19 protein-coding genes and 2 tRNA genes are annotated in these 22002 nt (G+C 38.3%); 9 read left to right on the top strand and 12 right to left on the bottom strand.

All coding sequences use genetic code 11. The features are described from left to right. Position 1 precedes the first annotated feature (1 nt). Together nhaC and HC728_RS12755 are read left to right on the top strand one after the other, a co-directional pair. A complete protein-coding gene (gene nhaC, locus HC728_RS12760) occupies positions 2 to 1456 on the top strand; it encodes a Na+/H+ antiporter NhaC (RefSeq protein WP_190395580.1) in 1455 nt (484 codons plus the stop codon). Positions 1457 to 1465: 9 nt separating this feature from the next. Then, positions 1466 to 2638, top strand: a complete 1173-nt coding sequence (locus tag HC728_RS12755; protein WP_190395579.1) for a MalY/PatB family protein — start codon at positions 1466 to 1468, stop codon at positions 2636 to 2638. Between the two features lie 70 nt (positions 2639 to 2708). Here the strand turns inward: HC728_RS12755 and HC728_RS12750 are convergent, their stop codons facing one another. After that, positions 2709 to 3140 (bottom strand): LysM peptidoglycan-binding domain-containing protein, encoded by a 432-nt coding sequence (locus HC728_RS12750; RefSeq protein WP_005419142.1) that lies wholly within the window; start codon positions 3138 to 3140, stop codon positions 2709 to 2711. Between the two features lie 348 nt (positions 3141 to 3488). Here HC728_RS12750 and HC728_RS12745 point away from each other — a divergent pair, with 348 nt between their 5' ends. Together HC728_RS12745 and HC728_RS12740 are read left to right on the top strand one after the other, a co-directional pair. Next, positions 3489 to 3767 carry a type II toxin-antitoxin system RelB/DinJ family antitoxin gene (locus tag HC728_RS12745; RefSeq protein ID WP_017019676.1) on the top strand — a complete coding sequence of 93 codons (279 nt, stop codon included), beginning with the start codon at positions 3489 to 3491 and terminating at the stop codon, positions 3765 to 3767. Then, on the top strand, positions 3768 to 4046 hold the full coding sequence (locus HC728_RS12740; RefSeq protein ID WP_065595169.1) for a type II toxin-antitoxin system mRNA interferase toxin, RelE/StbE family: 279 nt from the start codon (positions 3768 to 3770) through the stop codon (positions 4044 to 4046). A 171-nt stretch (positions 4047 to 4217) separates the two neighbouring features. Here HC728_RS12740 and HC728_RS12735 read toward each other — a convergent pair whose 3' ends face one another. From HC728_RS12735 to HC728_RS12720, 4 genes are read right to left on the bottom strand one after another with little or no spacing between them, the layout of a single operon-like run. Continuing rightward, positions 4218 to 4778, bottom strand: coding sequence for a hypothetical protein (locus HC728_RS12735; protein WP_155677825.1), 561 nt, complete (start codon positions 4776 to 4778; stop codon positions 4218 to 4220). After that, positions 4778 to 6187, bottom strand: a complete 1410-nt coding sequence (locus HC728_RS12730; RefSeq protein ID WP_190395578.1) for a hypothetical protein — start codon at positions 6185 to 6187, stop codon at positions 4778 to 4780. The genes HC728_RS12735 and HC728_RS12730 overlap by 1 nt, the downstream gene beginning before the upstream one ends. After that, positions 6180 to 9119: a hypothetical protein gene (locus tag HC728_RS12725; RefSeq protein ID WP_190395577.1), complete on the bottom strand. Its 2940-nt coding sequence runs from the start codon at positions 9117 to 9119 to the stop codon at positions 6180 to 6182. Before HC728_RS12725 ends, HC728_RS12730 begins: the two co-directional genes overlap by 8 nt. A gap of 3 nt (positions 9120 to 9122) precedes the next feature. After that, entirely contained in the window at positions 9123 to 9902 is a 780-nt protein-coding gene (locus HC728_RS12720) for a DUF2220 family protein (protein ID WP_190395576.1), read from the bottom strand. A gap of 202 nt (positions 9903 to 10104) precedes the next feature. On the opposite strand from HC728_RS12720, the gene HC728_RS12715 reads away from it, so the two are divergent. Further along, positions 10105 to 10965 carry a YafY family protein gene (locus HC728_RS12715; RefSeq protein ID WP_190395575.1) on the top strand — a complete coding sequence of 287 codons (861 nt, stop codon included), beginning with the start codon at positions 10105 to 10107 and terminating at the stop codon, positions 10963 to 10965. A 64-nt stretch (positions 10966 to 11029) separates the two neighbouring features. Here the strand turns inward: HC728_RS12715 and HC728_RS12710 are convergent. Continuing rightward, a tRNA-Val gene (locus HC728_RS12710) sits at positions 11030 to 11106 on the bottom strand. Positions 11107 to 11183: 77 nt separating this feature from the next. After that, a tRNA-Val gene (locus HC728_RS12705) sits at positions 11184 to 11260 on the bottom strand. Positions 11261 to 11433: 173 nt separating this feature from the next. Here HC728_RS12705 and HC728_RS12700 point away from each other — a divergent pair. Further along, positions 11434 to 12984, top strand: a complete 1551-nt coding sequence (locus tag HC728_RS12700) for a diguanylate cyclase (protein ID WP_190395574.1) — start codon at positions 11434 to 11436, stop codon at positions 12982 to 12984. 162 nt (positions 12985 to 13146) lie between these two features. Here HC728_RS12700 and HC728_RS12695 read toward each other — a convergent pair whose 3' ends face one another. Then, positions 13147 to 13983 carry a S1 RNA-binding domain-containing protein gene (locus HC728_RS12695; protein ID WP_005419139.1) on the bottom strand — a complete coding sequence of 279 codons (837 nt, stop codon included), beginning with the start codon at positions 13981 to 13983 and terminating at the stop codon, positions 13147 to 13149. An 89-nt stretch (positions 13984 to 14072) separates the two neighbouring features. Here HC728_RS12695 and HC728_RS12690 point away from each other — a divergent pair, with 89 nt between their 5' ends. After that, complete coding sequence (locus HC728_RS12690; RefSeq protein ID WP_005419137.1) at positions 14073 to 15428, top strand: hypothetical protein; 1356 nt, start codon at positions 14073 to 14075, stop codon at positions 15426 to 15428. Positions 15429 to 15510: 82 nt separating this feature from the next. Here the strand turns inward: HC728_RS12690 and HC728_RS12685 are convergent, their stop codons facing one another. Then, positions 15511 to 16395 carry a putative PEP-binding protein gene (locus HC728_RS12685; protein ID WP_005419135.1) on the bottom strand — a complete coding sequence of 295 codons (885 nt, stop codon included), beginning with the start codon at positions 16393 to 16395 and terminating at the stop codon, positions 15511 to 15513. Between the two features lie 208 nt (positions 16396 to 16603). Here HC728_RS12685 and HC728_RS12680 point away from each other — a divergent pair, with 208 nt between their 5' ends. Continuing rightward, positions 16604 to 17656, top strand: coding sequence for a 3-deoxy-7-phosphoheptulonate synthase (locus tag HC728_RS12680; RefSeq protein ID WP_011261854.1), 1053 nt, complete (start codon positions 16604 to 16606; stop codon positions 17654 to 17656). Positions 17657 to 17672: 16 nt separating this feature from the next. Continuing rightward, positions 17673 to 18155 (top strand): YajQ family cyclic di-GMP-binding protein, encoded by a 483-nt coding sequence (locus HC728_RS12675; RefSeq protein ID WP_005419131.1) that lies wholly within the window; start codon positions 17673 to 17675, stop codon positions 18153 to 18155. Between the two features lie 243 nt (positions 18156 to 18398). Here HC728_RS12675 and HC728_RS12670 read toward each other — a convergent pair whose 3' ends face one another. The 3 genes from HC728_RS12670 to ihfA all read right to left on the bottom strand — a co-directional run bounded on the left by HC728_RS12670 (position 18399) and on the right by ihfA (position 21864). Continuing rightward, the gene (locus tag HC728_RS12670; RefSeq protein WP_190395573.1) at positions 18399 to 20183 is read right to left on the bottom strand and encodes a M3 family oligoendopeptidase; all 1785 of its coding nucleotides are present in this window, start codon (positions 20181 to 20183) and stop codon (positions 18399 to 18401) included. 98 nt (positions 20184 to 20281) lie between these two features. Beyond that, complete coding sequence (locus HC728_RS12665) at positions 20282 to 21274, bottom strand: succinylglutamate desuccinylase (RefSeq protein WP_190395572.1); 993 nt, start codon at positions 21272 to 21274, stop codon at positions 20282 to 20284. 293 nt (positions 21275 to 21567) lie between these two features. Continuing rightward, complete coding sequence (gene ihfA / locus HC728_RS12660) at positions 21568 to 21864, bottom strand: integration host factor subunit alpha (RefSeq protein ID WP_005419121.1); 297 nt, start codon at positions 21862 to 21864, stop codon at positions 21568 to 21570. Positions 21865 to 22002 lie beyond the last annotated feature (138 nt).

Raw genomic sequence — 22002 nt, 5'->3', positions numbered from 1 at the left:
AATGACACAATCAAAGCCTCTACCATCATTTGCACTCGCAATAGCACCTATTGCAGTCATGTTTGGTCTACTTGCTATTGGATACGGCCTATTTGGTCTACAAATTGAAGCCCTACTGCTTACTTCAGCAACCTTCACCGGTTTTATCGCTTATAAAATGGGATACAACTGGGATGAAATAATGAATGCTATTGTTGAAAAACTGGCGAAAGCAATGCCAGTAATCTTAATTTTAGTGTCGGTTGGTGGATTAATCGCAAGTTGGATGATCAGTGGTACGATTCCTTATATGGTGTACTGGGGATTAAAAGTTATTAGCCCTCAATATATTTTAATCGCCGCATTCTTTGTTACCAGTGTGGTTTCTGTGTGTACAGGTACTTCATGGGGCTCAGCAGGTACGGTCGGTGTTGCGTTAATGGGTGTTGCTGCCGGTCTTGATGTATCAATGGCCGCCGCTGCTGGTGCAGTGGTTTCTGGTGCTTACTTTGGTGATAAAATATCCCCTCTTTCTGATTCAACAAACTTTGCCCCTATTGTTTCTGGCACTACATTATACGAGCACATCCAACACATGCTTTATACAACGCTACCAGGCTTTGTTATCGCTTCTGTTGTCTTCTTCTTTGCGGGTCAATACGGTGATATTGCGAATGTAAGCGAGCCTCAAAAAGTATTAGATATTCTTGCAGGGTTAGAAAGCCTATATAACCTTAATATCCTATTAATCGTACCACCAATCATGATCTTATGGGGTGCATTAACTAAAAAACCAGTACTTCCTCTTATGCTTGCAGCCTCTGCTCTTGCTCTACTTATCGGTGTATTTCTACAAGGTTTCAGCTTACAACAAGCACTACAAGCGTTTGTTAATGGTTTCAATATCGATATGCTGAACGCCAACGGTCACACAACAGATGGTTTAGTTCCTGATATTGCAAAACTGCTTAATCGTGGTGGTCTATTCTCAATGATGAGCACCATTCTTCTTGTATTTTGTGCCTTTGCTTTCGCGGGTATTTTGAGCCTAACAGGTGCATTAAATGTGGTGTTAGGTCGCTTCTTACATCTTATTCACAGCACTGGTCAGCTAATTCTATCAACTGTGATTGCAACCATTACTGTGGTACTCACAACTTCTGATGGCAAACTTGCACTCTTAATCCCAGGTGAATTATTTCAAAACGCTTATCGCAAAATGGGATTAGATACAAAAAACCTTTCAAGAACCATTGAAGATGCCAGCACCATTATCGAACCACTGGTTCCGTGGACTGCAGCAGGTATTTACATGGCAAGCACACTAGGCGTAGCAACGCTTGATTACCTACCATGGGCAATTCAATGTTACACAGGCGTGATTTTCGCCATCATTTATGGTTTCACAGGCTTTGGTATTGCAAAAGCACCAGTAACTCAAGACAACGACTCACTATCTCCAGTTGACGTAAAATAAGGCTATCTCATGACAACTTCTTTTGACTGCATTCACAACCGCTGTAACACAGGCTCATTAAAATGGGATTTCATGAAAGAAAAGCTCGGATTAGATGGTACAGACCGATTACCGATGTGGGTGTCTGATTACGACTTTCAAGCGCCACCACACGTATTAGAAGCGCTTCATAACCGCATTGACCATGGTATTTTTGGTTATGCTGAACGTAATGATGACTACTACCAAGCAATTATCGCTTGGTATAAAGAGCAGCACGACATTGGTATTAAAAAAGAATGGATAACCACCGTACATGGCGTATTACCAGGACTTTCAATGGCAATTCAGCTACTGACTGAAACCAATGACAAAGTGGTAATGCAAACACCGGGTTATGGTTCGTTTCGTAAAATCGTTGAATTTAATGACCGCGTATTAGTTGAGAACCCATTAATTGAGCAGCAAGGAAACTACACTATCGACCTTGCTCATTTAGAATCTTGTTTTCAGCGAGGTGCTAAAGTGATGATTTTCTGTAACCCTCACAACCCTGTCGGTAAAGCATGGTCAAAAGAAGAGATAACATCTGTAGCAGGGCTATGTCATCAATACGATGTTTGGTTGTTAAGTGATGAGATCTGGGGCGATTTAGCAATGGGAGATAACACTTACCATTCAGCATTATCATTGCCAGAAGAGTTGCAACAAAAACTGATTGTCGCTACCGCAGCGAGTAAAACATTCGGCTTATCTTCTGTACGTATTTCTAATTTCATGATCCCAAATCAAGAGTTAAAAGCACGTTTGGTTCGCCGTTTAGACGCTCACGGCATGGATGTTTATAATAGCTTGGCGATGTGTGCTGCCACTGCTGCTTATCAAACTTCAGCGCCTTGGTTAAATGAACTGAAAACCTATCTACAAAAGAACATTACTACCCTAGCAACTTTTATTGAAAGCGAACTGCCAGAGCTACGCTTTACCCCACCAGAAGCAGGTTATTTAGCATGGGTAGATTGCCGAGATCTTGAACTAACAGATAAAGAACTAGAGCGTAAATTAGTAGAAGCAGGAATAGTTCCAAGCATGGGGATTGCGTTTGGCAATGAAGGTTCAGGCTTTATTCGCTTAAATCTAGGTTGTCCTCGTGAAGTACTTATTCAAGCGATGCAGCGAATTAAAGAAGCCTTAGAAAGATAATCCACACTTCTACAAACCATAAAAAAAGCCGCTATTGATTAGCGGCTTTTTTGTTATTCATTTAACACCATTATTTGATGTTGATGATTTGTCCGATAAGTAGACGTCTTGGGTTTTCAATTTTTGGGTTTAATTGAAGTAGTTCATCTACTGTTAAACCAAACTCTACTGAAATGCTGTAAAGCGTATCGTCTTGTTTGATTGTGTAGAACTTATCTGCTTGCTCAACTTGTTGTTGTGCTTGCTGTTTCAATTTACCTTGCTCTGTATTTAGCTTGTTTACTTCTTGGTAAATATCTTTATCCGTTTCTTTTTGAGCTTGTAACTCGTTCTCTAACGTTGTTACTCGAGACTCTAACGTACTTACTGTTGATTCTAAGGTGTTAATTTGTTCTGCATGCTGCTTTTGTTGTCCGATCAGCTCATCGTTTGACGCACAACCAGTAAGAACTAACGAAGACATTAGCGACGCTACCAGAATAATACTTTTTTTCTGTTTCATACTTTTCTCACAACTTCATCTGTTTGATAAAAACTTTCGAGTATTGTCATAAAAATAAGATGTATGCACAAGTAATAAATGGTTTTATCATTTGATTCTGCTGAGTTTATGGCATTTTATTGCTCATTAAATAGTTATTCTCAACATTAACTTAATTACATTGTGTGTCAGTGATGAAATACTTCCATTGATTCATCTATTTATGGGATAAGCCCAGCATTGTTCGCTTCCATGATACTTTTTAATATCGAAAAACAACACTGTGTTTGTCGTACTTAAACCGATTGTTAGTTGCGACCACTAAATATTGTGCTAACATTTGTACGCACATACTTTAAGGGCTAAATTATGGATACTAGAATTCAATTCCGAGTTAATGATGAAGTTAAGCTATTAGCTCAACAATTTGCTGAGAGCCAAGGCCGTACTCTAAGTGATGCTTGCCGAGAACTGACAGAGCAAATGGCAGAGCAACAGCGTAAAGCATTATCTCACGACCAATGGTTAACTGAGCAAGTGAATTTAGCTTTCGATAAATTCGATTCAGGTAAAACTAACTTTATTAGTCATAATGAAGCAAAAGAAACTATGGCTGAGCGTAAAGCTCGAATTCGAGGCCAAAGATAAATGATCTTTTGGGAAGAAGAGTCTTTAAATGATCGTGAAAAAATATTTGAATTTCTTTACGACTTTAACCCAGATGTCGCTGAAAGAACAGATAACACCATCGAACAGAAGGTTGAGACTTTGTTAGATCAACCTCAAATGGGTGTGCAACGTGAAAATATCAGAGGACGACTACTCATTATTCCTGAAGTATCAATGATTGTTTCATACATGATTGATGGAGAGAGCATTAAAATAATGCGCGTCCTCCACCAAAAGCAAAAGTTTCCGATTGATTAGACGTTTTTAATTTCCTTAATCAATATATGTTCTAGCGTTTTTCCATCAACTTTATGCTAAATTTAACTAAATGCCTGCGTTCAATTTCTCATAATAAATAAACCCATGAATAAAATATAATTCATAGGTCTAATAAGGCTGATCATCCAGCAATAGTTGAATCACTTAAATTTACTCTTGTGAGTATTTCTCCACATGTAAATTTAAAAAATGCATTCCGGCTGAACTTAAAACATAGTGTTTATCACCACAAGGATAGAGAAAGTTTCGATCTGCAAGATAGTTTAGCGCCTTATCCCACGTTTCGATTCCAAGCGCCTGTCGAATATCATCATATATAGTTTGTTCTGCAATTTCTTCTAGTGCAGAGCGCCCTAATCCAATCACCGGAGTAGTTAGATCGTCTAGATCAAAACCTTTATCTACCCAATAACGGGCGATAATCAATAATATTGCCTGAATCTTGGTGGCGTTGGTATCTGCATCTTCTTCTGCCTCACTACGGCTGATATAGAAAAACTCCCCTTCAACGTTAAAATTCAGATTGTAACCAATATGTAGATAGAGCTGGGTAAAATGCTCAAGATTATTGTACAACTCAGTATAGAGAGTACTTTCTATAAAGCTCTGCTGATAAAGATCATAAGTTTGCTTTGTGATCACCTTTCCGTTAACAAAGGTTGAGTAAATCTGCTGGCTTTTAGCCATACTTATTTGGGAAAAAGCTGTCATCATTGTGTCACTCTCTCTGTTCGAATTTTACGATATAAATACGCAGTATCGCCTTGAACTATACGATTACGGAAATTAGTTACTTTTACTGCATGACCATCAAGCATTTCATTGCTACGCATCAGAAAATTTAGCCCTTCTAGCAAATCAATAAAATGATAATCAGGTAAATTACCTTTGAGCCTCCGTTGCAGTGCAAGTGTTAAATCTTGATATTCTGTCATTTTCATTTGCTTGACCAAATTGTATATACATTCAGCTCGCTCTAGTCTTCGCTCTGTAGAATCATCTTTAGAGCTCATTAAATCAACATAACGATTATTTTCTAGCAAATCTTGATCAGCTACTCTTGCTTCTATATCACTGACTACGTTATTAAGATAAGCTTCAGAACTGCTAATACGCAGTACTTTTGGTCTTGCCTGTTGCATTAACCCAAGGAATGAGCCATTGTCACGTGCAAATTGCCCATCAATCTGGCTACGCTTGAGGTTATGCCTTGTCTCATCTAGTTCTTTGACAAGATCACTAAATGCCATTTCAATCGCATTAAACTGTTTAAGGCGTTTTTTTGAACGAGCCAAAAACTGATCAACCGACTGAGATACCTTACTTATTTGTGAATGAAAACTGTTAAAGCTCACCTCATATTTCAGCATTGCTGTTGAACGTTGGTAATCTTGGTGGTGTTCAAACTGGCTACGCAAACTTTGCAGACATTCAAATAAGTTAGGACCATCTTTCAAACGACTTTTTTCATCAAGAAACTGTCGAGTTGGTAAAATATGCCTAGACAAAAGTAACGAGATTTTTTCAATAGATTCTCGTTGTAACACCGAAAAAACTTGTGGATTATCTGATTTAGCGGCTAATTCACTCGCCTCACTCAACTCTTGGTTAATCATCTGCATTTTAACTAAGTTCAAACGGATGCTATTTAACAACTCACTCAAGCGATGGAACAGTTCATCTATCAATTCTTTAAAATCAAGATCACTATCGCTAAACAGCAAAGTATTCGATTGAAGTTTAGCTAATAATAAACGTATTCCTCCGAGTTGAATTTTCAATGCTACATCGGTCAAATCCTGAAATAGACTGCGGTCAAATAGTCGAAACACGCCAATCACGGAACGATCAAAGATCAGTCGACTTTCACCACCAAATTCATCTTTATCAACCAAAATATGAGCAGCGAGTAAGTTCTCTGTAGAGAAAGCTGTGCGCAGCTGTTTCTGTTTATCTTTATTTTGTCCTTGAATATAGCGATGTAACCTAGAAATAAAGGTTGCTTCACGTACATAAGGCTCACTCTTTTCATCCATTTCACGAATAATGTCGCGCATAATGGTGTGATGTTCAAGCATGATAGAAAACGTCGGAATAGTTAGAAGCCGTTGATCACTCATCTGCATCTCCAAACATATCAAGCTGTTCTCTATCCAATGCGCTTCCTTCTGTAATAAAACTGTCAGGCATCCCCGTAAACACGATGGTTCGCGCTGCGCTATAAGGAGTTGCGGTACGCATCGCATCTAATCGGAAATGTTGTCCGAATTTAAAGATGATCTCACTGGATGCTGAATTGGTCGATGCACTTAATACTCTAAACCCAGCTTGTTTCATATTGGGCAATAGCCAATCAAACTGTGAGCTATCAACGGAAGCGCCTTCGTCAATAATTAAAGGAAACTGAGTTGTACACGCACTGTTTCTTAATCTACCAAGGAGAATTTCAACCAACTTGATATTGATGAGCATTATTGTGGAGGTGGATTGTGATTTACTCTCCCAGCCTGTCTGTCCTTGCTTTTTCACTCGATAAGCAATACCAGAGACAATCTGCTCCATCGTCAACAGCGCTGCTTTGCCATCTGGGAAAAACTTTTTACTAAAGGCTTTAAGGCGTTCAATAAATTGATCTGATGCTTTTTGGTCTGAATGCGTATCTAAGTGCTCTATTTCACTAACTAAATCACTGAACCTTGCTTCCACTTTTATATTTGCTTCGACCTCTGCTAAATCATTGATAGCAACACCCTTAAAAGATCGGTTAATACTCTGTTCAAACTGGCGCACCATTTCACGATTATTTTTTAATTCATTAATAATGGCGTGAACTGAATGCTTATGCTCAACAAAGTTTTTACGAAGAATATCGAACTCTTCATCTAAGCCACGATAACGCAACTGAAGTTGTTGGAAGGCGTGATCTAGTAGATCATCCTCAATATGAGCAGACATCAATTTATCATCGTTCTCAAGCACCTGATTTCGTACAAAACCTTGAACTTTTTCAACAATCTCATTTTTCGCTTGTCGCTTATTTTGCAGAGCTTTTATACGATGTTGTAAGTTCTCTTCATTTAGTTCTACTGTATGATCTGGCAATACAGAAAAGTCGATAGTAGGTAAAGCATTGGCTTGAAGCTCTGCCTTAACCCGAACGTGATAATTACCTAATGTCTCTAGGTCTAATTTAATTTGATCTACTTTGATTTTTTGCGATTCAGATGCTTCTCTTTCTTGCGCTAATACTACTTTCTGACTTTCAAGTTGCTCTTCAAGTCTCTGCTCTTTAATTTTAGCTTGGTCAAGCTCCTCACTGACATTATTAAGCTGCTGTGCATTACTATTGAAGGCCAATAACAGATCAATGTCTGCCTTAGTACGATTAATTTCTGTCTCAAGTGCTGTGATAGCTTTAACTCTTTCCAGGCGAGTTTCATTACCTATTGCGCTAATCTCTGCTGCACGTTTACGGCTCTTTTCAAGAGCGGCTCGAGTTTTATCTAGCTTAACTTGATCTGACTCTCGACCATCGACAGAAATCGCATCCAGTTTTACACCAAATAGCTCATAACCTAAGCCATTAACCTCAATTAAATCAGTAAAAGACTCTATCGCATGTTTCTCTGATGAGGTGAGTTCTCTTTCAGGGTTAGCCTCTGCCACTTCCGAGTTTACTGCAGCTACCTTCTCCCAAATAAATTTAGGTAATTGATTAAATAACTTAAATTCCTGCTTATTTACTGAAGATTGAAAGCGACGTTCCATTTCTTCAAACTTTTTAATCTCTTCTTCAAGTTCATCCAATTCTTTCTGTCGCTTTTCAGCATCTTGTTTCAGTTCCAGCTCGTTATTTTTATTAGTTAAATGCTGTCTATGACCTGATACAATCGTTTCGAGAGAATCTGACTCATCGTATAAATTTACTAACAGCTGAGTTTTCTGCACAATTTCATCGAGTTTTTTATACTGACGAAATAGTACTTTCTTCTCCCCTTCTAATTTCTTCTGTTTATCAGTTATATCACTGCAATTTTTATTAGCAGATCGCGTTTTAACTTCTATCTGTTCTAGTTGAGTATTTTCTAAATCTAAGGCTTGGTTTTCATTACCTATTCGGTTTTGCACCATCATGGCATATTGCATTAACTCATCTTCAGCGTTTCTATTTTTCATTAACTGTTGATGACTGTCAGACAGTGCTTCAAACTCTGGCCTTAAATTATCGATATTTTTTAGCAGTTCTTCACGACGCGTCAGTGATTCGTTATGCGCAATAAAAGCATCAATATCAAAGTTGAGTTCATCTTTACGCTCTTTTTTCTGCGACTCAATGATATTAGCAATGGCTAATCGTACTGTGTCAGAACCGGTTTTCATATCAAACAGCAAACGAACTAATGCACGAAAAGCATCGACGTCAGCATCGCTCGTCGTACTTAGTGGGAAGAGGCAAAAGCGCATTGCATCAATATTTAGCAGTTGATTTGCGTAAATCACGTCTTTAATTGCCGCCGAACGCATAAGTGTCTTAAAATGTTTATCTTCTCGCTTGAGGAAGGCTTGAACTTTGGTTGGACTTAAATCTTCTACTCGTCCACCAATTCCATCCTCTCCAGCATTTGCATCCCAAAAAAGATGTCGAATCTGCTCATAACGCAATGAGGTAAACATTCGACGATAATCCAACTTATCAGAATTGCCTCTATACAGAATCTGGCAATGAGGTAAAGGACCACCTAAGTAATTGTCACACTCTAAAATCAGAAAGCTAGTACTGCTTGGGAAATAGTGCTCGAAACTCTCATCGTTAGTATAAAATTTACCTTCTTTGTCTGAAAACCCAAATTTCTTTGCCGAGTCTTTAAAGTTTTCTTCCGGCAATAAAAATAATCTTATTGCATTAAGGATTGAGGTTTTACCGATATTTCCGCCACCTATCAGTATTCCACCTTCACGCAAATCAATTTCTGCGATGGCAACACCCGCAGAATCTACGGCTACAAGACGAGATATACTGATCAAAAGGTTATCGATTGCTTTATTAGACATGAGTTAGTCCTGTGATAATTCTGGTAGTAGAGCTTCTTGCTCTAAGAAAAAACGCGTTTGATTCATGAGATCCGCTTCTGTGTTCAACTCAAGATCACGAGCGAGCTGTATGGCTTTCTCAAGATGGGTACTATTTTTGGGTTTAAGCTTAAATTTATTTCTGAAAACTTCCCAGTCACTAGGCGCTAGCCAATTGCTCTGAGGAAGATATGCTTTGAGCGTTTTGTATATTGTTAAACCGCCTAATTCTACGTCTTGAGCACAATAAAGTTCGTCATAACTGGAAAGAAACGAGTGATTCAAGTGATGACATATTTGATTACCTGAACCAAAAATAATGTCACAACTATCTATCATCGAAGAGTGACCAATGAACTCTAAAAACTCCCGATAACGATAAAAATTCTCAATATTTTCGATAAGAACAGCCTTTTTACCAATAAGCTTCCCTTCTGTTTTGTAACCTTCAAGGTTAGATACAACAACAAACGGAATCTGAGATTCTGTGATGCGGTTAAGAACTAATATATGTGCGTAATTGCTCGAAAAATCATGCGAACGCCCAACATGAGATGCACTAACTCTATTACTTAGCTCTGGTTCAAAAAGCTCTTTATGTCGTTTCTCATCAAGTATCGTCAAGTTATAACCACCACGGACACGCGTAGCACTGTATATTTTACGCCACTCATTAAAATCAGAATGAGGCATGCTGGAGATAAACCTATCTAAATTTATCGTTTTTCCTTGTGAAATCTTCGTGAGGTATTGATTAAGCTTCATTTCATCAAATCCAATTTAATCATATAGATAATGTCAAGTATTTCATAAAACCCTAATGGGTATTGCGAACTGAGTCGATTAATTAAAGAAGGTATCCATCGACCTATTGACTACCATTTGTACTCACAACAATATGACGCTATTAACGACAGGTAAATACTGATTACATATACACGTAGCATAACTAGGCAGGAAACAAACTATGGCCAAATGGCCAATTCGATGGGATCTTCTTTTTCGATACAGAATGATTGAGATTATTGCGTTATGGGAAGGAAGGTTGACTACCAATCATCTAATCCAAAGCTTTGGTATTGGTCGCCAACAAGCATCAAAAGATATAAACAGTTATTTAGCAAATATCGCACCTGATAACCTAATTTACGACAAACATTTAAAAGGCTATAAACCCAGTGAGAGCTTTACTCCTCAGCTTACACGAGGTCATGCAGACGAGTACTTACATGTTTTATCTCGCACTGAAGACATGATGGTAACTTTTGATGAGCTTGATATGGGCTTTGAAAATACGACAATGGTCCGTCCCGTAACACGGAATATCTCACCCGATATTTTACGTTCGATAGTTCAAGCTATTCGAGAGAAAAAACGTGTCGATATAAGCTACACATCTTTGAAAGGTGGCGAGGAAGTTGAACGAATTATTTCTCCACATACGCTCGTCTGTACCCCTTTGCGTTGGCATGTTCGTGCTTATTGTGAGCATTCCAAAGACTACAGAGATTTTGTTCTTAGTCGTATTCGTGGTATTCCTGACATCAACGATAAAATAGTAATGGGAAAAGATGAAGATAAAACTTGGAACACTCAGCTTTATATCGAATTAATGCCAGACCCTAGATTAACTGAAGCTCAAGCAGCGATCATTGCTAACGATTATGGTATGAAAAATGGAAACCTGCACATAACGACTAACGCTGCTTTAGTACGCTATGTTTTAGACGCATATAATATTGATATCAATGTATTGAACTCGAACCCCAAAGGACAGCAGATTATCTTAGGGAATCTTGAGGAGTTGAGGCCATATTTAGTATTTTAAATTTAAAACAACAAATCGCAGGCACAAAAAAGCCCACACTAGGTGGGCTTCTTCGTTTAAATAATGGTGCGTCCGAGTGAACTCGAATCACCGACCCCTACCATGTCAAGGTAGTACTCTAACCAACTGAGCTACGGACGCACTGTGTTCTAAATCTTCTATAAAATCTATTGTGACTAAATCAATAGTTGTTGTTTGACAAAAACAAACAGAAGGAATGGTGCGTCTGAGTGAACTCGAATCACCGACCCCTACCATGTCAAGGTAGTACTCTAACCAACTGAGCTACAGACGCATTCCTTTAGAACGAGGCTGATATTATCGAGTTCAGAATCAGTCTGCAAGTAATTTTTTTTCATTATCAATCGTTTGTCTATTTCTCATTCAATCCGAATAAAATCAGAACATATTGATAGAGTCCATACTTTCCAATACAATTGCATGTACCGTTAAAAGGATTTTTATCTTATGCCTCAATCTCGTCTTCAACGCTTGTCGTTCTTGCAGCCAATCATCATCTTAATCTTGGTTGGAATGGCTGCAGTTTCGCTTACATTTAGTGTCAAAAACTTTAAATCTGTTGAAAAAACGATCAAAACCTCATCCTTTCAGGCATTCAATAACTCAATTGAAGCCAGTTACGATATTGTAGACACTGCACTTAATGAATCTATCAAGCGTTATTTAAAAGGCATAGTGACAACCTCTGCTGAATTTATCTCTCAAATTCAAAACTCTCCTGTATTAAATGCTGAGCAAAAAAGAAGGCTCATACAAAATTATATTAACGACAGTAAAATTGGGGATACCGGTTATCCTTACATTCTAAACTCAAACGGGGATTTGCTTTACCACCCTATTTTTCAGGGTCGTAATGTAGGCCAGTACCTGCATATTCAACAACAAATTGGGAATAATGATAATTTTGTTGAGTACTTATGGACGAACCCTGGGGATGAGAAGCCAAGAAAGAAAATCACTTACTCCGTTTATTTACCTGACTCTGATCTGATCGTATCCGCAAGTGCTTATAAAGATGAGCTTCTTCACTTTATTGATAAAAGTTTATTAAAAGATAAATTAGACAAGTACCAGTATGGTGAGACTGGCTATGTATATGTCATCGATTTAAATGGCAATCTGCTGTTGCACCCTAGCTATGAAGGCGAAAATGTTCGTGATCTAATAGGCTCTCACGCTGATGGATTGTTAGAGAAGATACGCCAATCTGCTCATACGTACAATTTACAAATGAATCAACACCAAACCACCTCAAATGATCATTCTCGTATGGATATTGAGGATTACACTTACCAAATTACTTTAGATAATAAAACATACCAAAAAGATGTGTTGTTTATCTATTACCCTTATTTAGACTGGGCGATCATTTCTGGTATCTCTCGAGATGAATTAAATCAACCAACAAATACATTGCTGTATAGCTTACTGACTTTAGTGATCAGCTTAACGGCTTTAATCTTGATTTTGATGCTGTTACTTAACCATCGCCACAGAAAATTAGTTAATGTACTTAATAGAGACTATCTCACTGGCTTGTACAACCGTGGGACGTTTCATAGTAAGGTATCGCCACTCATAAAATCGAGTAACAGTAATAACAAATTTAAGCCCTATTCGATTATTTTATTGGATATCGATTTCTTTAAACGTATTAATGATAATTACGGACATCTGGTTGGCGATAAGGTGATCGCTATCGTGGGTAGAACAATGGCTCAATACCCTAATGTGTTAGCTGGTCGTTATGGTGGTGAGGAGTTTATTCTTTTTATTCGAGATAATGACATTGAGTCAGTCATTGAATTTACCGACCAAATACGTACTCAAATCTCAAACTATAATACGCTTCATGAAGACATTACTCTGAGCGCTGGGATTACGACAATTAATAAACCAAACGTACTATTAGATGATGTGATTGAACAAGCGGATAAAGCGCTATATTACTCAAAACATAATGGACGTAATAAAATCACCCATTATCAAGATATCTAATTGAAGAAAATAAATTGAAGAAAAACTGGACAGGATGAGCCCTTGAACTACGCTAAATAAGGTAATGCTTTCCATTTTATTATTAGCGCAAGGCTCGCGATGAGCCGTTTCCCAAAGCCCGTGACCAGGAATAGTTACGGGCTATTTTTTGGGGTAAAAACGTTATTTAACTAGATGAATACCGTCTTTTTCGATGGTGATCTTGCCTGCTTTATATAAACCACCAATGGTTTTCTTAAACGTGCCTTTACTGGTTCTAAACTCAGCAAAAATAGCATCTGGTGATGATTTATCACTTAGCGGTAAGAAACCGTCTTTCTTCTCTAATGTCGCAATCACTTTTTCACTTAAGTCATCCATACGTGCTTTACCTGGACGTTGAAGTGATAATGAGATTTTACCATCTTCACGCACATCACTAATGAATGCTTTTAGTTGCTTACCAATGAACAGTTTGCCAAACACATCAGAGTGGAAAATTAATCCCCAATGCTCGCCATTCACAACGGCTTTGTAACCAAGATCCGTTCGCTCAGCAATTAAGATATCAACTTGTTGACCTTTCTCGTAGTTTGCTGGTGTCTTATCTAACCACTTGTTGAAACGTGTTGTTCCTACGATACGACCAGAGGCTTTATCTGTGTATACGTAAACAAGGATTGATTGACCTTCATTTAAACGACCACGTTGCTCACTAAATGGAATAAGCAAATCTTTTTTCGCAATGCCCCAATCCACAAATGCACCGATACTGTTTGTACCGATCACGTTCATTAGTCCAAATTGACCCACTTGTGCTTTTGGCGTTTCAGTTGTTGCTACCACTTCATTTTCTGAATCAAAATAGATAAACACATCCAGTGCTTCGCCTACTTCTGTGCCTTCTGGAACAAAACGACTTGGAAGAAGAATTGAACCAAAATCTTCGCCATCTAAAAAGACACCAAAATCTACGGTTTTTGTTACTTCTAATTTGTTGATTTGACCAATTTTAACCATTACTTCAATTCCTAAATAAAATACTCGGTGATTATACCCGAACTCTGATATGCTTGCTGTATGAATTAGCATTTTTATAGGAATTTCCTGTGATTACAGTTGGTAAGAAGGATGGCTTATCACTAAAAATTTCTCATATTGTTGAAGAATCCAAACAACATGAACTAGAAATGTTTCTTTTTATTCCTGGTGAGCTTGGATTAAACAAGGATATGATTTCTGAATCTGAGTTTTATTACAACTCGATTCAAAGCCAACGAACCTATTTTAGTGATAAAAACCACCTACCTCTTGTGCACTCTCGCCTTGCACAACGTGGACGTTTATCGAGCGAACAATATCGTTTAAGTTTGAGTTTATACGCCTATCAATATGCCCTTGCATTAGAAAAAGCGATACAACAACTAAGCGATACGACTCGTGACGACATTACGCACGAGGAAGTTGAAGATGCTATTGAACTCGCAATTGACATCCTTAGAAAGTTACGCCGTAACGTACCTTATGACGATACGCTAAAGCGTTACTACGCAAACATCGACAATTACCTTTCTTGGTACACCGAGCAGAAGTTCCTTTCTCTGATTGCGCACATGCCACGCAATGAAGATTATAAAGAAGTGAAAGAGAAGCTTATCGATTTCTGTGAAAAAGAAGATCTGCATCGTTTAGATAAGAGTTATAACTCCCGTAAAGCTCGGGAAGATATCACTCGTATGTCAAACAAAATGCGTCTACTGCGTCGTTTAATCGAATTCCCTATCGTGCTTAAAGAAAAGAACCTTGCTTTAGGTAAACATATTAAGCGTATGGTAAAAGGCGGTGCGACGGCTGTGGTCATGATCTTTGTGTCATTAATGGTGATTCAAGCTCGTGGTTTCTTGGGTGAAATTACGGCCTCTTTCATATTTGCTGTCTCATTTATCTATGCCATGCGTGAAGTATTTAAGGATGACTTACGTGATGTAATGTGGCGTTGGATACGTAAAGGACAACCTAAGTGGCGTAAACGCTACCTTGACCCAACAAGTAATACTTATGTTGGAAGAAAATTAGAATGGCTTGATTACATGACGTTTGCTGAGCTTGATTCTGACATTCAAAAACTGCGTAAACACCGTGTTGTACAACGTGAAGAAGTCGTTTTAGCCTATAAAAGTCAAACTAAAATGGCCATTACCAAATTCATGAGTGGTTATGAACAAACTCGTGAAACCATGTTGATTGATTTGCGCCCTATCGCTCGTTTAATGGAGAAAGGGTCTCAAAAGATTTATCACTTAAATGATGGTCAAGTCAGTAAAGAATCTGTTGAAAAACGTCATTTAATTAATTTGGTCATTAGAGAAACAATGGATGATTACAGCACGCAATTGCACCGCTGGAAAATCATTGTTAACCGTTCAAAGATTATTGATATAGAAAAGATATCTGACGAAAAATAATTAAACAGCCTATGATACAAAAAAACGTCTTTATTGCTTAACGAAATAAAGGCGTTTTTTATTGCTACTTAATAACATTAAGTTACGCTGTAACTACAACATCTACGACATTCAGTTGCTCTAACAACTCTTGAATACGAGGGTTTTGAGCCAGTTCATCAATGGTGGTTAACACTGGCTTATTTGCTTTATTCGCTGATTGAATAGCATGTCCAATAAGGTGAATAACCGCATCGTTTTGTGGATCAAAATGATGTTCTAGTGCTTCATTTTGCTTATCAACGCCTAATGTAAACTGTGTTAATGTATCAACATTAATCACCATACCATCAAAGTATTGCAGTAATTTATCTGCCATTAATGCTGCAGCTGGCACATCACACACAAAGTGTACTTTTAAACTATCTAAACCACGTGGTAAGCCTTGAATCGCTAGACGATCAATAATGGTTGCAGCATCACTTAAATTACGAACAAATGGTACGACGATTTGCACACTTGCTGATGTGTTTGCAATTACCTTTTTGATCACTTCACACTCTAGTGCAAATTGGTCGGCGCTAGCGTCAGAAGCGTATCGAGTCACACCTCGAACTCCCATCATTGGATTGGCTTCTTTCTCTTCTAGTTGGCCAGCAAGAAGACCTGCAAAAGCCGCGCTATCTGCATCTGAAAATGCAATTTTGATTTCTTTTGTCGCTTCAGTAACATTCGATAGAATCACGTTTGCTAGTGTATCAATAAAATGCGTTTTTCCATCTGCCGCACTTTCAATGATTGCAGCAAAACTTTGAGCATCAATTGACGTCATTTCAGGTGCTTTGATTACCGCTTTTGGATGGTAAAACAAGTGTTCTTGAATAAGTGCGGCAATAGATACATACAATGAAGCGTCTGAGTCTGTCTCTGATTGATATGAAGGTAAACTCGCAACACGATTAAGTGTCGGTAAAATTGTGTCTGTCATGCTTGCTCCAGTAAACGCGTAAATACCATTTATGTTGTTATTAATGTGAACATACCGATACATTGCCAACAACTCAAGTCCAAAAGATACAACAAGTTAACTTTTATTTACTTATTGTGGCTAACAATAAAAGTTTTGGGTTTCATCCCCTCTCGTTTTCCGTTATCTTATCGGTGTGTATTAAAAAAGAATTAACAGGCGAACTTTTATGCCATTTCAAACAGATGAACTTCGTACTCAGCCTCTAGGCCCAATGCCAACGCCAGCTGAGCTTACGACTGCTCACCCTATTACGGACGATGTTGCTGAACATATCGAGCAATCTCGTGCGCAGGTTGAAGCAATTTTAACTGGCAAAGATAAGCGCCTTTTAGTTGTTGTGGGACCATGCTCTGTACACGATACAGAAGCAGCATTGGATTACGCACAACGCTTAGCAAACATTCAAGAACAGTATAAAGATGAGCTTTTCATCGTTATGCGTACTTATTTTGAAAAACCGCGCACGATTGTGGGCTGGAAAGGCTTAATTACTGATCCTAATTTAGATGGCAGCTACGCACTTGAAGCTGGCTTACATAAGGCTCGTAAACTGCTCCTTGATATCAACAAACTGGGTTTAGCTACAGCGACTGAGTTTTTAGATATGATCACAGGTCAGTATATTGCTGATTTGATCACTTGGGGTGCTGTTGGCGCTCGTACAACTGAATCTCAAATCCACCGTGAAATGGCATCTGCATTATCATGCCCTGTCGGTTTCAAAAACGGTACAAATGGTAATATTCAAATTGCTATGGATGCGATTCGTGCAGCGAAAGCTTCTCACTTTTTCTACTCGCCAGATAAACAAGGCCGTATGACAGTTTACCGCACTGCGGGTAACCCATTTGGTCATGTGATCCTTCGTGGTGGTAATGATAAGCCTAACTTCGATATCGATTCTGTGACAGATGCCTGTCAACGTTTAGCGGATGTTGATTTGCCTCCTCACCTAATCGTTGACTTTAGCCATGCTAACTGTCAGAAAAAACACCGCCGCCAGCTTGATGTAGCCAAAGATATTTGTGCTCAAATCGAATCTGGTAGCAATAAAGTTGTTGGTATTATGGCTGAAAGCTTCATTGTTGAAGGCAACCAACCAATGACGGATTTAAATAACCTAACTTATGGTCAATCTATTACAGACCCATGTTTAAGTTGGGAAGATACCGTGGCTATGTTAGACATGTTATCGAATACTATTAAAACATCTCGTTAATTTAAGGATTAAAACTATGCCTGCTTTTGATATTGTCTCTGAAGTTGATAATGTAGAACTGAAGAATGCGGTTGATAACGCAACACGTGAACTTGCAACTCGCTTTGATTTTCGTGGCGTTGACGCTAGCTTTGAACTTAAAGGCGAAAACATCAAAATCAAAGCTGAAGATGATTTCCAACTGTCTCAACTAGTTGATATTCTTCGTGGTAACCTAGCAAAACGTGGCGTTGATGCTCGTGCTATGGATATCAAAGATGCGGTTCACTCAGGTAAGAATTTTTACCAAGACATCGATTTTAAACAAGGTGTTGATACGCTAATTGCTAAGAAATTAGTAAAAGAAATCAAAGCATCTAAAATCAAAGTTCAAGCAGCGATTCAAGGTGAACAACTGCGTATCACTGGTAAAAAGCGTGATGATCTACAAGCGGTAATGGCATTAGTTCGTGAAGGTGATTTTGGTCAACCTTTCCAATTCACTAACTTCCGTGACTAATTACTGTTAGTTTAAGTTTGATAGATAAAAAAGCGCCTCTACTTTTCAGTGAGGCGCTTTTTATACCAATGTAACTAATTAGGTGATCTATTTATTACGCAGGAAAATCACTTAAGAGCAAGGCAAAAATTCTTATAAGTAGTTATTCTACAATAATAATTTTTAACGCAACTATTGAGTGATTTAACCTGTAATAATGAACAACTAATTAATGGAATTGGTATTATTATTTACTGTTCAATTCTATTCGCTTATCAAACGTTCAAATTCGTCAATTTGGTTACTAACTCTATCCAAACTCTGCTGCCAAAATGTCTCTTGCGTTAAATCCATTTGTAGATGTTTTTGTACCACCTCTTCAGCACGCATCGTTCCAGTATCTCTTAAAAGATTAATATAATCTCCATAGAAATCAGCCCCTTTCGCTTCTCTTTGTGCATACACACCAATACTGAATAAATAACCAAATAAGTATGGGTAGTTGTAGAAACTTACTTCAGGAATACTGAAATGCAATTTGCTTGCCCAGAAAAGTGAATCCGCTTCATTCATTGAGTCACCATACCACTCTTCCCAAGTGACACGCATTAGCTCAGATAAATCTTCGGCACCAAGCTCTTTTGATGAACGCTGCTCATAAAATGCTTTTTCGAACTCATAACGAACAGGAATATTAATCGTCAATGCCAATGCTGATGACAACTCTTCCCATAACATTTCAATTTTATCTTCTTTGGTTTTCGCTTTTGCAAGCAAAGCATCACGTACTACGTTTTCAGCAAATATAGATGCTGTCTCAGCAAGTGTCATTGGGTAACGTGTCGTGCACAATGGCATGTCTCGCATTACCCAGTTATGAAATGCATGACCGAGTTCGTGAGCAAGAGTAAGCACATCAGACATGCTGTTACCCCACGTCATGAAGACCAATGGCGTACGTGAGTCAGCAAACTTTGTACAATAAGCACCAAGACGTTTGGTTTCTTGTGGTGCTGCATCTATCCAACCGTTTTTCACCATTACATCAACAAAATCAGCCATCTCTTGTGAGACACCTGAAAATGCATCTTTTATGATATCAATGGCTTCATCAAAACTATAATTAGAAGCGTCTCCAACTAATGGTGGCATTGATGCAAGTTGATCCCAAGGCGTTAGCTGCTCTGTTCCAAACATTTTGGCCATTAATCGCCCAGCTTTTTGTCCTACTTCTCGATTCTTTTTCGCCACAGACATCATACTATCTAGTGTTGTTTGTTCGATTCGACTGCCATGTAAACTTGGCTCAAGAAAGTGAACCAATTTTTCTTTACTGCGCTTTTGATATTCCGTTAAACGCCAACCCGCTAGCGCATTTAAGATGGCAGAGAAACTCTCTTGATTCTGTTTCATACCTTGTTGAATCGCTCGCCACGCAGGTTCTCTACGTAAGGTATCACTACCGTATAAAATGCTTGCTGCTTGTGACAGCCCCATCACTTCTTCTGTACCATCAGCAAGTTCCAATGTGACCTTCATAGAGCCTGTTATATTATCGTATAACTTACCCCATGCATTTTTACCATCAACACTCATCGCAGACAGCAATTGCTCCTCTTTTACACTTAAGCGGTTTTCAACAAGCTTGCGCTCTTCTTCAAGCAGAAAACGATGCGCATTCAGTTCTTCATTTTCTGAAATGATCTGCTCAAACTGTTCAAGAGGTGAATTTACGATACTATCTAAAAATGGGCTGAATACTTGTGATAATGCAGAGCCTAGCTTTGTCATGTGATTAACTAAGGCTTTTGCTTCGTTATTCGCAGAATCAACCGAGGCAATGCAGTTTGCATAACTGGCCACGGTTGCAAGATTCACAGTGATAGCTTCTTTCATTAAAATAGCGTGCTGCAATTGCGATACAGTGGCATCAGAGTCTAACTGTGGGAAATCGGCAATCTGTTGCTCTAATTGAGAAATAGTCTGTTTTAATTTCGGATCTTGAAGTGATTGGAATGCGATAGAAAGATCCCAGCTTGGTGCTGTCATAATTGTGCCCTTATTTATTTTTTCTCTATCATATCAAGCTACTGTCCAAGGTAAAGCCTTCCACTTCATCGACTCAATTTATAAGACAGATAAGCATATTATTTACACTTTTGTACGAGCAAACACGCTCTATGGCCAATCTCTACATTGGCGTTAGGAAATACAACCGATTCACCACCACTATTTGCTTTGTAGTGGTCAACACCATCAAGAGCTAATGACTCGCCCTCTTCAAAATAGGTAAAGTTTGATAAATCCGCTGCAAAAGAGAACTCAAATTCATCACTTTTTTTCATAATGCTTCGAGTGACTTGATACTCCGCAATCTCTCTATTACTTAGTTCCGTAGCATTCGTATCTGAAGAAGAAATAAATCGCTTTAACTCTTGAATAAAACCACTCAGCAACGAGAAATCATTCTCTCCCATTCGGGATACCTTCCCTAGCTCAACCGTTGCCGCATGTGCTCCATGATGCTCTGCGCTGTACCAACTAAAAGTAGATGCTGGCGCGTCTGAATATAAACACGCCTCTATCTGACTCTGTTTTAAAAATTGAAGTAATGGCTCAGAGCGTTGGTAATGACGATTAAAAGGATGTATTGCAAAAGTATAATGTTTAGAACGCCTAATCGCACAATGCAGATCTAAATGCCATTTTTCTTTTTCAGAATATTTAGCATAGAAATCATCAACAAAAGACATTAATTGATTAGCAATAGCGACTTCTTGAATAGCATCGTCTGGTGCTTGGTGGTGTGAAAACAATCGGTTTAAATTGGTATCAATGAATCGAATATGTTGATGCGTTGCTGCTGGGTGCCCATAGATAAACAAACATGGATGTTGCAATACTAACAAGCCATCTTGAATATCATTGATTATGTCATTAAGGATTTCAATTGGTGAGGTTTCATTTCCATGAATGCCTGAAGATAAAACGATTGCTTTACTTGATGGATTTTTAGGAACAATTTCGATGATTCCTCTAGCTAAATAATTAACTTGTGTTCCATTATCTAATAACCAAGTTGTGCTCTTTATTGGCGTAGAGAAATCCAGTGTGTCTTTAATAAATGCAATGCGATCCATCGGCACTTCCTGTTTTTAGTAAAACTTAATACTAAAAACTGTACCATTACAAAAACAAAACAATAACAAATTAAAAACAATTATGTGATAACAACCTGAATAATACCAATCACTGTAGTAAATGATCAGAAATAGTTTCGATAAGTCGTTATTCTACAATCAAATAATTCAACGCAGTTATACTACGATTGTATAAACCTTTCACTTCATAGAGTTAATATTACAGGCAATAAAAAAGCCATGTGATTAACTGCATCACACGGCTTCTCTCTTGTTCGCCTAAAATGGCAAGACTATTTTTCTACAGGTAGATTCTCTACACGAGCTTTCAGCTTCTGACCCGGTTTGAATGTTACAACTCGGCGTGCAGAAATTGGAATATCTTCCCCAGTTTTTGGGTTACGTCCAGGACGCTCACTCTTTTCGCGTAAGTCAAAATTACCAAATCCTGATAATTTCACTTGCTCACCACTCTCTAGAGCTTGCTTAATCTCTTCGAAAAATACTTCTACCGTTTCCTTGGCGTCGCGTTTACTTAATCCAACTTTTTCAAATAAGGTCTCAGCCAAATCAGCTTTAGTGAGTGCCATAAAAACTACCCTCAAGTTACGTTAGACAGAGTCACAGCATTGCTGTAACTGGAAACTGAACAGTTAGTACGATGCATCTGCATTGTTTAACTAATGACAGTGTATGCCAACCGACTGATTTTCGCCAACTTTTTTCTA

It is taken from the genome of Aliivibrio sp. S10_S31 (assembly GCF_014694495.1).
Lineage (GTDB): Bacteria > Pseudomonadota > Gammaproteobacteria > Enterobacterales > Vibrionaceae > Aliivibrio > Aliivibrio fischeri.
The sequence above is the reverse complement of the archived record's forward strand: the minus strand, read 5'-3'. Positions and strand labels throughout refer to the sequence as shown.